At 46.2% G+C, this 10,255-nt stretch carries 10 protein-coding genes; all 10 read left to right on the top strand.

What is annotated here, in order from left to right:
* Window positions 1-11: 11 nt before the first annotated feature.
* The 10 genes from nifK to modC all read left to right on the top strand — a co-directional run bounded on the left by nifK (window position 12) and on the right by modC (window position 10,173).
* Window positions 12-1,394 (top strand): nitrogenase molybdenum-iron protein subunit beta, encoded by a 1,383-nt coding sequence (gene nifK / locus AAC033_RS11295; RefSeq protein WP_339738120.1) that lies wholly within the window; start codon window positions 12-14, stop codon window positions 1,392-1,394.
* Window positions 1,395-1,528: 134 nt separating this feature from the next.
* On the top strand, window positions 1,529-2,866 hold the full coding sequence (gene nifE / locus AAC033_RS11300) for a nitrogenase iron-molybdenum cofactor biosynthesis protein NifE (RefSeq protein ID WP_339738122.1): 1,338 nt from the start codon (window positions 1,529-1,531) through the stop codon (window positions 2,864-2,866).
* 5 nt (window positions 2,867-2,871) lie between these two features.
* Complete coding sequence (locus AAC033_RS11305; RefSeq protein WP_339738124.1) at window positions 2,872-4,281, top strand: nitrogenase component 1; 1,410 nt, start codon at window positions 2,872-2,874, stop codon at window positions 4,279-4,281.
* Window positions 4,282-4,344: 63 nt separating this feature from the next.
* Window positions 4,345-5,604, top strand: a complete 1,260-nt coding sequence (locus AAC033_RS11310) for a radical SAM protein (protein ID WP_339738127.1) — start codon at window positions 4,345-4,347, stop codon at window positions 5,602-5,604.
* A gap of 141 nt (window positions 5,605-5,745) precedes the next feature.
* A complete protein-coding gene (locus AAC033_RS11315) occupies window positions 5,746-6,051 on the top strand; it encodes a (2Fe-2S) ferredoxin domain-containing protein (RefSeq protein ID WP_339738129.1) in 306 nt (101 codons plus the stop codon).
* A gap of 44 nt (window positions 6,052-6,095) precedes the next feature.
* The gene (locus AAC033_RS11320) at window positions 6,096-7,208 is read left to right on the top strand and encodes a hypothetical protein (protein WP_339738131.1); all 1,113 of its coding nucleotides are present in this window, start codon (window positions 6,096-6,098) and stop codon (window positions 7,206-7,208) included.
* 26 nt (window positions 7,209-7,234) lie between these two features.
* Window positions 7,235-7,633 (top strand): hypothetical protein, encoded by a 399-nt coding sequence (locus AAC033_RS11325; RefSeq protein WP_339738133.1) that lies wholly within the window; start codon window positions 7,235-7,237, stop codon window positions 7,631-7,633.
* 4 nt (window positions 7,634-7,637) lie between these two features.
* Window positions 7,638-8,381, top strand: coding sequence for a molybdate ABC transporter substrate-binding protein (gene modA, locus AAC033_RS11330; RefSeq protein WP_339738135.1), 744 nt, complete (start codon window positions 7,638-7,640; stop codon window positions 8,379-8,381).
* Window positions 8,378-9,085, top strand: coding sequence for a molybdate ABC transporter permease subunit (gene modB, locus AAC033_RS11335; RefSeq protein ID WP_339738137.1), 708 nt, complete (start codon window positions 8,378-8,380; stop codon window positions 9,083-9,085). The genes modA and modB overlap by 4 nt, the downstream gene beginning before the upstream one ends.
* A complete protein-coding gene (modC, locus tag AAC033_RS11340) occupies window positions 9,082-10,173 on the top strand; it encodes a molybdenum ABC transporter ATP-binding protein (protein WP_339738139.1) in 1,092 nt (363 codons plus the stop codon). Before modB ends, modC begins: the two co-directional genes overlap by 4 nt.
* Window positions 10,174-10,255: the final 82 nt, after the last annotated feature.

Raw genomic sequence — 10,255 nt, forward strand, 5'->3', positions numbered from 1 at the left:
GAGGATAAAAGATGTTACTAAAACATACAACAAACCAAGTAAAGGAGCGGAAAGCTTTGACTGTGAATCCGGCAAAAACTTGCCAGCCGGTGGGTGCCATGTATGCTGCTTTGGGAATTCACGGATGCCTGCCACATAGCCATGGTTCGCAAGGTTGCTGCTCTTACCACCGCAGCGCGCTAACCCGTCATTACAAGGAGCCGGTGATGGCTTCAACCAGCTCGTTCACCGAAGGTTCATCCGTTTTTGGCGGACAAGCCAACTTGATGACAGCTATCGACAATATTTTTGCAATTTATGAACCGGAAATCATTGCTGTTCATTCCACTTGCTTGTCCGAAACCATTGGCGACGACCTGAACCAAATGGTTATCAAAGCCCGTGAAGAAGGCAAAGTACCTTTGGGGAAGCACGTCATTCAGGCTTCAACTCCAAGTTATGTGGGATCGCATGTGACCGGTTACGCCAACATGCTGGAAGGTATTGTGAAATACTTCCCGGAGAGAACAGAGGAAAAAAGACGGCAGATCAATTTGCTGGCTGGTTGGGTTGAACCTTCCGACATGCGCGAACTCAAACGCCTGTCACGCTTGATGAAAATGAAAACCGTTTTGCTGCCTGATACTTCGGATGTGCTGGATACCCCAATGACCGGGAAATACGAAATGTACCCCAAAGGCGGGACGACTATTCCTGACATGGTGAGTATGGGTGATAGCATGAGAACCATTGGGCTGGGCGAATGGGGCACGCGAAAAGCGGCCATTGCACTGGACAACAAATGCAAAGTACCGTTCGATATTGTTGAACTGCCCATTGGGTTGAGGGCGACCGATCGTTTTATTCAAGCTATGGCCAAAGCCGGGAAAGTCTGCATTCCTGAAAGTCTGGCGAATGAGCGCGGACGCCTGGTCGATGCCATTACCGACATGCACCAATACCTGTATGGCAAGCGCGTGGCTGTTTTTGGTGACCCGGATAATATTTTGCCTTTGATTGAATTTTTGGCAGATATGGATATGAAGCCAGTTTACACCGTTTCAGGCACTCCCGGGAAAGCCTTTGAAAGGCGCATAGCCGAAATTCTTTCACCGCGTTGCCCGGAGGCGAAGTACAAAAACGGGCCGCAAGCCGACATGTTACTGATGCATCAGTGGATTAAGCAGGAGCCGGTTGACCTTATTATTGGCAACACCTATGGAAAATACATTTCGCGAGACGAAGGCATTCCTTTTGTTCGAATGGGCTTTCCAATTTTGGACCGGATCGGGCACAGCTATTTCCCATTAGTCGGATACATGGGAGCCTTACGAATCCTGGAAAAAATCCTGGGCGCCTTGATGGACAAGATTGATGCCACTTCACCGGAAGAATCATTTGAGTTGACCATGTAAAGAACTGAAAATATCCTTCATGTCAGTCTCTCCGCGAAGGATCTCCAGGGCGACATCCCTTTAAAACGTGTTCTTATTAATCTCAACAGAAAGGGGGCAACGTGCTGTCCCCTTTTCCTAAAAATCAGATGCGAATGAATACATTTATTAGAGACAGGCAAAGCCAAATCCTTACCAAAGGAAAAAATGATGCATCCATAGCTTGCGGTAAAGCCAGTGTGGCCGGTTCGGTCAGTCAGCGGGCATGTGTATTCTGCGGATCGAGGGTGGTGCTTTATCCAATTGCCGACGCTTTGCATTTGATTCACGGGCCGGTGGGCTGTGCCGCTTACACCTGGGATATTCGCGGAGCGCTATCTTCGGGTCCGCAGATTCATCGCTTGAGTTTCACCACGGATTTAAAAGAAAAAGAAGTAGTGTTTGGGGGTGAAAGGAAATTGTATCAGGCATTGATCAGCTTGATTGATACCTATAAACCCAAAGGTGCTTTTGTGTATGCAACTTGTATTGTGGGAGTGATTGGCGATGATGTGGCCGCCGTGTGCCGGCGGGTAACTCGCGAAAAAGGCATTGATGTCATTCCGGTCATGTCCGAAGGTTTTAGCGGAACGAAAAAAGATGGCTATAAAATCGCTTGCGGTGCTTTGTCGTCACTGATTGGAACGGATACCAAGTTCAAAGCCCCGGAATACAGCATCAATATTTTGGGCGACTTCAATCTCGCTGGCGAACTCTGGATGTTAGCCGAATACTACAAGAAGATGGGAGTGAACCTGCTTGCTGCAATGACCGGTGATGGCCGGATTGATACCGTTCGAAAAGCCCACACCTCACAATTGAATGTGGTGCAATGCTCCGGTTCAATGATTGGCTTGGCGAAAGAGATGAAAGAAAAATATGGTATCCCGTTTATGAAAGTTTCCTATTTCGGTATTGAAGATATGTCGGATGCTTTATATGAAGTGGCCAAATTTTTCAAATCTGAAGAGATGATGCAAAAAGCGCAGATGTTGGTGAAAGAAGAATTGAGCAAGTTGCTTCCCGCCCTACAGGGATATAAACAAAGGCTGGAAGGTAAAAAAGCAGCGATTTATGTGGGAGGCGCTTTTAAAGCCATTTCACTGGTCAAAGCGCTGCGCTTAATCGGAATGAAAGCGGTGGTGGTTGGCTCACAAACCGGGAATCAGGACGACTATGAATTGTTGCAGGAATTATGCGACGAAGGGACGATCATCGTGGATGACTCCAACCCAAATGAGCTGGCGGAATTTGTAAAACAAACCGGTGCCGATCTTTTCATCGGCGGGGTAAAGGAACGTCCGATCGCCTACAAACTGGGGTTGGGTTTTTGCGATCACAACCACGAGCGAAAAGAAGCTCTGGCTGGATATGAAGGCATGCTCAACTTTGCCAAAGAAGTGCATGCTTCGGTTTGCAGCCCGGTGTGGCAGTTTATGAAACTTAAAAGTTGAAGATCATGTCTGAAAATGCACCTGTCATAAAATCAACCAAAGAATTCACGGCTACCCGAAACGCCTGTAAACTCTGCGCACCGCTTGGTGCCAGCATTGCCTTCAAAGGCATTCACGGATGTGTTCCCATTATTCATGGCGGGCAGGGGTGCGCGACTTACATCCGCCGTTACCTCATCAGTCATTACAAAGAACCGGTGGATATTGCGTCTTCAAACTTTTCCGAAGAAGCCACCATTTTTGGCGGCGGCGCTAACTGCTACACGGCACTTGACAATGTGATTAGCCAATACAGGCCAGAAGTGGTGGCCATGGCAACAACCTGTCTCTCGGAAACCATTGGCGATGATGTGAATTTTTATATGCAAAATTACCGGAAGGACACGGGGCTGAAGGATTTGCCCCAATTTGTCACCGCCTCCACTCCCAGTTATCAGGGATCCCACATGGATGGTTTTCACGAAGCAGTGGCTTCAACAATAAAAACCTTTGCCAAAGCTGGCCAAAAAGGAGGGCACATCAATCTGTTCCCGGGTTTTGTATCTACCGAAGATATCCGTCAATTGAAACAGATACTGAATGATTTTGAACTGGATTTCGTCCTGCTTCCCGATTATTCAGAAACATTGGACAGCCCGATTTGGGGAGCTTATAAGCGGATTCCTGATGGTGGAACTCCGGTTAGCGCCATTGAAACATGCGGATCGGCGGTTGCTTCCGTCGAGTTTGGAACGATCCTAAATCAGGGCAGCCTTTCCGGTAGAGTCAAAAGTAAAAACCTGTCACCAACTGGTGCTGCTTACCTCGAAAAAGAATTTGGTGTTGAGAATCACCGCATGCCGCTCCCTATCGGAGTAAAATTAACCGATGTTTTTTTCAATACGCTTAAAAAAGTCAGCGGAAGGGAAATTCCGGCAAAGCATCAAGGTGAACGCGGCCGATTAATTGATTCTTACGCCGACGGACATAAATACGTCTTTGGAAAGAAAGCGGTGGTTTATGGAGAAGAAGATTTTGTGGTTGCGATGACCACTTTTCTGGATGAAATTGGGATTGATGTGGCGTTGGCGGCAACCGGAGGCGAAAGCGGCAAGCTGGAAGAAGAAATCAGGACGTATTGTCCGGAGCGTGGCGAAAGTATTATGGCTAAAAACAACTTCGACTACGAAAAAATCCATGATTGGTGTCTGGGCAACAAACCCGACTTGTTCATCGGAAACAGCAAAGCCTATTATATTGCCCGCGAGCTGGAAGTTCCAATCATTCGCTGCGGCTTTCCCATTCACGACCGTTTGGGCGGGCAACGAATCAAACATGTTGGCTATGCCGGTACGCAGGAGCTGTTCGATAAAATTGTGAACACTTTAATGGAATATAAACAAGACCATTCACCGGTCGGGTATAAATATATGTAGAATCGTGATCGGATGACTTCAAGTCATCCGATCATTAAAAGGACCCACAAAAACTAAAAAGCTATGATTGACGTTGAAAAACATCCCTGCTTTAGCAAAGAGGCAAAAGGAAAATATGCCCGGGTACATTTGCCGGTAGCCCCCAAATGTAATATTCAATGCAACTACTGCAAACGAGATAACGACTGTGTCAACGAAAGCCGTCCGGGAGTGACAAGTAAAGTGTTGTCGCCAGAGCAGGCGCTCACTTACCTGGTTAAGTTGAAGGAGAAAATGCCGCACCTTTCCGTGGTGGGCATTGCCGGGCCCGGCGACCCGTTTGCCAATCCTGTTGAAACCATGACCACGCTGCGCCTGATCCGAAAGGAGTTTCCGGAGATGATCCTGTGCCTTTCTTCCAACGGTTTGAATGTGGCGCCTTATGTGGATGCGCTGGCAGATCTTAAAGTGAGCCATGTGACCATCACCATGAACGCGTTGGATACGGAAGTGACCAAAAATATATACAAATGGGTGCGTTTCGACAAGCGAGGTTATATCGGAGCTGAGGGAGCGAAGCTATTGCTGGAAAAACAATTGGAAGCCATCCGGATGCTGAAGATGTATGACATCACTGTAAAAACCAACACCATTGTTATCCCTGGAATCAACGATCATTTGGTTGGCGATATCGGCATGTCGGTAAAGGCGATGGGAGCTGACCTGATGAATTGCATCCCGATGTACCCGGTTGCTGACACACCTTTCGAAAACCTCACCGAACCATCTCCAGCCATGATGAAGTTGATTCGTACTGAAATCAGCAAACATATCGACCCTATGACTCACTGCGCACGCTGCCGTGCCGATGCAGTCGGTTTGCTGGGCAAAGATGACCCGGAAGCTGCCAAGCTTTTATCTGACATTGCCAATTTATCGGTTTCGATGGATGAAAATCGCCCGTTTGTGGCGGTGGCGAGTAACGAGGGTATGCTGGTGAATCAACACCTTGGCGAAGCCGACTCATTATATATATATAAAGAAACGCCTTCGGGATACCGTTTGGTTGAGGAGCGCCGGGCACCACCGTCAGGAACCGGCAATTTGCGTTGGACGGCTTTGGGTGAAAGCTTAAAGGATTGCCGGGCGCTTCTCGTTGGCGGTATCGGCCCCTCACCTTCATCTATCATCGGACGTTCGGGAATCAAAATCGTAGAAATGACGGGTTTAATTGATGATGGGTTGGATGCGGTGTACAAAGGCAAAAATCTGAAAACCATCAAAAAAGTAGATGTTTTCCGGTGTGGTGCTGAATGCTCGGGAAGCGGAACTGGCTGCGGATGATGCCAGCCCCCGATGGGTGAGTCACCCTGAACTTGTTTCAGGGTCTGTAAGTGGGAGCAGATTGTAGGAGATCCTTATCCTGCAACTGTGGACAGCATGACAAGAACCAAGAGAAAATCAACCTCTTAATATTTCAAAACAATGAAAAAACCTGAATTTCACATTTTAGTCTGCAACTCGTACCGGGTTGCCGGCGATGCCAAAGGGTTCTGTAATAAGAACGGTGCGGCCAATTTTGTTCCATACATCATGGAAGAGTGTAACGACCGCGGAATTGATGCAGCCGTATCGTCCACCGCCTGTTTGAATGTTTGTTCTCAGGGGCCGGTCATGGTCATTCAACCCAACAATTTCTGGTACGGAGCGATCACTGAAGAACGAATCGACGAGATTTTGGATGCATTAGAAGAAGGCAATGCCGTTGACGAGTACTTGATCGCTGACTAATAAGACATGTCCGATAAATGTTCATATCCTAATTAACTAATTCCATGCATAAAAGTCAATTACATATCATTGATACAACTCTCCGGGATGGCGAACAAGCCCCCGGAGTGGTTTTCAGTTTGAATGAAAAGCTGAAGATTGCCGCTTTGCTCGACGAAGCCGGCGTGAAGGAGCTTGAAGTAGGTATGCCAATGATGGGGGAGAACGAGCAGGCGGTGATCTGCGAGATTGTCCGGTCTGGTTTTAATTTTGAATCTACCTGCTGGGGGCGGGCGACTGAAGAAGATATGCTGGCAGCGGAAAAAACCGGTGCCGGACGAATGAATATATCGTTTCCCGTTTCTGATATTCAGCAAAGGGCTATTGACAAAGATCGGAACTGGGTGATGAATCGCATTCGTCCCATGATGGCTTTTGCGCGTCAGCGCTTTGATTTCATAGCGGTTGGTGCTCAAGATGCAAGTCGCGCTGATACGAGCTTTCTCCATGAGTTTATTTCAACTTGTTTGTTTTATGGGGCAGATCGGATTCGTATTGCCGACACGGTTGGAACGCTTAATCCGCTTTCAACGATGGATCTTTTCAAATGGTTGAATACACATTTCCCAGGATTTGATTTCGAATTTCACGGGCACAATGATCTGGGAATGGCTACTGCGAACACGGTTTCAGCTGCACTGGCAGGCTGCTCTTCGGCCAGTGTCACGGTGAACGGACTGGGCGAGCGTGCCGGAAATGCTTGCCTGGAAGAAGTGGTGGCTGCTATGAAAGTGTCGGCACAAACCGATTGTGGAATTCAGCTCGATAAGCTGCAAACCCTTTGTAAAACAGTTGCCGATTTGTCGTGGCGCAAAATACACGAATCCAAACCGATTGTTGGTGAGATGGTTTGCCGCCACGAATCAGGCATCCATTGTCGAAGTTTGGTAAAGGATGAACTTAGCTACCAGGCCTTCAATCCAAAAGATTTTGGACGCGAAACCGAGTTGGTTTTCGGAAAGCATTCGGGAAGTGGCGGGCTCAACCATTTTTTGCGTTCGAAAGGAATTTTAATTTCAAAGGAGCAACTAACCGATGTCGTTTCTCGGATGAAAGACGCTGCCCAAAAGGCTGAAAAGACCATGGATTTCAACGAGGTCTTGATGTTGTTAAAGTAAAATTCATCTAAAAAAAACGGAAAGGTATGGAAACATGGAATGGTTATTATTCGGAAGCAGAAGCTTACTATAAAACGACCGTTGGAGCTAAGAAAAAAGGTCGTCCGTTTGGCAACCTGGTTTATTACAATTTGGTTGGTCTTGCTTTGGAAGGATTTCTCACGGCATTGATTAGCAAAGATGGCAGTTTACCTGAACATTCCAGCATTAGCAGGATGTTGCGGATGCTGAAAAAGAAGCATGAAGTGCCGGAAGCGTTTACGGAAGAAAGCCGGTTTTACAACAAGTTCATGAATTTCTGTTCGTTGGAAGTGTTGGAAACGCTGGAGCCAACGGATGAGGAAATTGACCGGATGGTTTGTTTTGTGGCGAATTTGAAAGATTGGGTCGATGAAAACCTGAATATATTGCAGGAATCCTGCTAAATTTATGGTGCAGAGGAAAATCACATACCTTTTAATAGTATTCCTTTGTTTTTGCTGTTCCAGAAGTGAAAAAGACAAAGCACTTGAAATCACGGTTTTTGCCGCAGCAAGTTTAACGGATGTGATTTCAGAGGTGGCAGCCCAATTTGAAAAGGAGTATGATATAACCGTCAGACTGAATCTGGCGGGGTCCGGAACGCTGGCTCGGCAAATTGAACAGGGCGCTGACGCAGATGTGTATCTTTCGGCTGATAAAAACTGGATGGACTATTTGGTTGAAAAGGGAAAGACAAAGGAAACAGCTGTTTTTGCAACAAACGATTTGGTGCTGGTTTCACCAATCAACAGGGATTTTCAGTTTGAAAAAGTTGACTCCTTATTAGTATATACCGAAAGTAAAATTGCCATCGGTGATCCGGGATATGTTCCTGCTGGGAAATATGCCATGCAAGTGTTCGGCTATTACCAAGTGGATGTGAGAGAAAAGCTTTTTCAAACCACCGATGTCCGTTCAGCATTAATGATGGTTGAATTAGGTGAAGCTCATTTTGGCATCGTCTATAAAACCGACGCGCTTCAATCCGAAAAGGTGAAGGTTATTTTTACTTTTCGTAATGAATCACACCTTCCGGTGGAATATTACCAGGGGCTCATCTCTCAGAAAAGTTTGGCGAGACAGTTTTACGATTATTTGTGTTCGTCCGAAGCAAAGAAAGTAATGTTAAATTATTCATTTACCACAGATTGATAGACACTTTAAATATCATTCTTACCGAAGCCGAAAGGTCGGCCTTGGGACTGTCAGTTGAAGTATCATTGCTTTGTGCTTTTGTCTCTTTGCCTTTTGCCGTTGTTGCCGGCTGGTTGCTGGCACGCAAGGATTTTAAGCTGAAAGCCGTTGTTGAGGCTTTTTTACACGTTCCAATGGTGATGCCACCAGTTACGACAGGCTATATTTTGCTTTTAGTGTTTGGAGCAAACGGTTTGCTGGGGCCATTTTTTGAAGCGCAGTTTGGTATCAAAATCGCATTCAGCTTTGCCGCTGCTGTGCTGGCATCTATTATTGTGTCTTTCCCGTTGGCCGTCCGGGCCGTTAAGCAGGCGGTTGAAATGGTGGATAAACGGCTGGAAGATGCTGGGGCGATTTTGGGAGCCAGTCGGTTCAGGGTGTTTTTAAGCATTACCGTTCCGTTGGCTTTTCCTGGTATTTTGAGCGGCTTTTTATTAAGTTTTACACGAAGTTTGGGTGAGTTCGGTGCCACGATCACATTTGCAGGCAATATTTTTGGAGAAACACGTACCATTCCGCTGGCTTTATTTTCGGCTATGCAAACTCCCGGAAAAGAAGGGGAGGCTTTTCGCTTGATGCTTATTTCTATTGTTATATCGTTTGTTGCCATGCTGACTTCAGAGTTGATTAATCGCCGCTATCAAAAATCTGTTAGTTTATGAGTGCCACGGCCGATGTTGATATTAAATACCGCAGGGGAAGTTTCTTGTTGCAAATGAATGATTCCATTCCCGACGGAGTTGTTGGAATATTTGGTCCCTCCGGATCAGGAAAATCGTCCTTATTAAAATTATTGGCAGGTATTGAACATCCCGATGAAGGTCAAATCATCATTCATGGGCGCGAATTTTATAACCGTTCATGTAAGATAAATGTTCCGGTTCGAAATCGAAAAATTGGACTGGTCTTCCAGGAAGGACGTTTGTTTCCGCACATGTCGATTCGAAAAAACTTACTTTACGGCTACAATTCCACTTCCTCCATTAATTTTCAGGAGGTTGTTGGCTTATTGGAGATCGGGCACCTGTTGGATAAGAAGCCCGATCAATGCTCAGGTGGCGAAAAACAACGGGTAGCCATTGGTCGCATGTTGTTGAGTTCGCCCCAGGTTTTAATGCTTGATGAACCATTCTCGGCTCTTGACCAACGTTTGAGACGTAATATAATACCTTACCTGATTCGGATTCACGAAAAATACAGCCTGCCCATATGGGTGGTCAGCCATGATATTGGCGACCTACTGATGCTGACCAATCAACTGATGGTGCTTGATCAAGGCAGATTACTCGGTTCAGGTAATTACCTTGATCTACTCTTTGATCCGATTGTTCGTCCACTTCTTCAGCATGAGGAGGAAATTAATGCTGTCCGACTGAAGGCCCAAAGCATCGATATAATCAATGGCTTGACCGCATTTTATTATTATTGTGACTATCCATCCAACTACCTGGTAATAGATATTGACCGGCAAGTGCTTCCCGATGATCAGTTAATATTCAGTATTGCCCCGCAAAGTATCAGCCTTTCGCTTGGTCGTGTCGACTCCATCTCTACCCGTAACCAGTTGCAGGGGGTAATTTCTTCAATAAAAGAAATGGGCAAAAAGGTTTTTTGCCTGGTCGATGTTGGATTTCCGTTATTGGTTGAAATCACCCGTGGATCGATGGAGCGAATGGGTTTGGAAGCAGGAACGGTGGTTCACTGTCTGGTCAAGAGCAGTTCAGTTCGATTTTTGAGTGTTTGTAAGTGATTGGTTTTAAGAATGGAAGTTTGTTTGATGTAAATAAACTTAAAAATAATTGGAATTAGGTATTGCGAGTAATAAAAAGCTG

Origin of the sequence: uncultured Sunxiuqinia sp., assembly GCF_963974515.1 — a bacterium.
In the GTDB taxonomy this organism is placed as follows: domain Bacteria; phylum Bacteroidota; class Bacteroidia; order Bacteroidales; family Prolixibacteraceae; genus Sunxiuqinia.

Excerpts from the sequence above, each read along its gene's own strand:
- nifK (WP_339738120.1), top strand. The coding sequence starts at position 12 with ATGTTACTAAAACATACAACAAACCAAGTAAAGGAGCGGAAAGCTTTG.
- nifE (WP_339738122.1), top strand. The coding sequence starts at position 1,529 with ATGAATACATTTATTAGAGACAGGCAAAGCCAAATCCTTACCAAAGGA.
- AAC033_RS11305 (WP_339738124.1), top strand. The coding sequence starts at position 2,872 with ATGTCTGAAAATGCACCTGTCATAAAATCAACCAAAGAATTCACGGCT.
- AAC033_RS11310 (WP_339738127.1), top strand. The coding sequence starts at position 4,345 with ATGATTGACGTTGAAAAACATCCCTGCTTTAGCAAAGAGGCAAAAGGA.
- AAC033_RS11315 (WP_339738129.1), top strand. The coding sequence starts at position 5,746 with ATGAAAAAACCTGAATTTCACATTTTAGTCTGCAACTCGTACCGGGTT.
- AAC033_RS11320 (WP_339738131.1), top strand. The coding sequence starts at position 6,096 with ATGCATAAAAGTCAATTACATATCATTGATACAACTCTCCGGGATGGC.
- AAC033_RS11325 (WP_339738133.1), top strand. The coding sequence starts at position 7,235 with ATGGAAACATGGAATGGTTATTATTCGGAAGCAGAAGCTTACTATAAA.
- modA (WP_339738135.1), top strand. The coding sequence starts at position 7,638 with ATGGTGCAGAGGAAAATCACATACCTTTTAATAGTATTCCTTTGTTTT.
- modC (WP_339738139.1), top strand. The coding sequence starts at position 9,082 with ATGAGTGCCACGGCCGATGTTGATATTAAATACCGCAGGGGAAGTTTC.